This window comes from Phyllobacterium sp. P5_D12 (genome assembly GCF_054049495.1).
Genome location: NZ_JBFUMG010001195.1, coordinates 1 through 532, shown reverse-complemented (window position 1 = coordinate 532; position 532 = coordinate 1). Strand labels below are relative to the sequence as shown.

Annotated in this window: 1 protein-coding gene; it reads right to left on the bottom strand. The window is 61.3% G+C overall.

All coding sequences use genetic code 11. The annotated features are described in order from the left end of the window. Positions 1-532: NAD(P)/FAD-dependent oxidoreductase (locus ACXJ5O_RS29465; protein ID WP_457302986.1), on the bottom strand; the 532-nt coding region annotated here is incomplete at both ends.

The following is a 532-nucleotide window of genomic DNA, read 5'->3' as shown; positions in this document are numbered from 1 at the left end:
GTATAACCCCCATCCTGACGTTTCCGTATGGCAAAATCCTTGGACCAAAGCGCCGATTCCGGACCGCCTTCCAGCGGCTTCGTGCGCATGACGGTATTCATCACCTTCAGCTGCGGCAGATCGATCCCGTAAAGTCCGCAGAAGAGATTGGACCAGGCACCGCCGGCCAGTACGACAGCGTCGCAGGCGATGCGTCCGCGCTCGGTGACAACACCCGAAACCTTGCCGCCGGACGTCTCTATGCCGCGTACGGCACACTCCGTCAGGATTGCCGCGCCTTTGTCGCGCGCGGCTTCAGCGACTGCGGGCGCGGCCTTTTGCGGTTCGGCGCGACCATCAGCGGGCGTGTACAGAGCGCCCTTGAGTTTCATGCTACCGCCCGGCAAAAGGTCATCGAGTTCCTTGCCACTCACCATTCTGCTCGGCAGCTGATAGCCCTCGAGATTGTGGCCCCAACGTTCATGCTCGTCATAGGACTTATCGTCGGGGCAGGCGAATATGATGCCGGCGCGTTTGTAGCCTGTGTCACGGC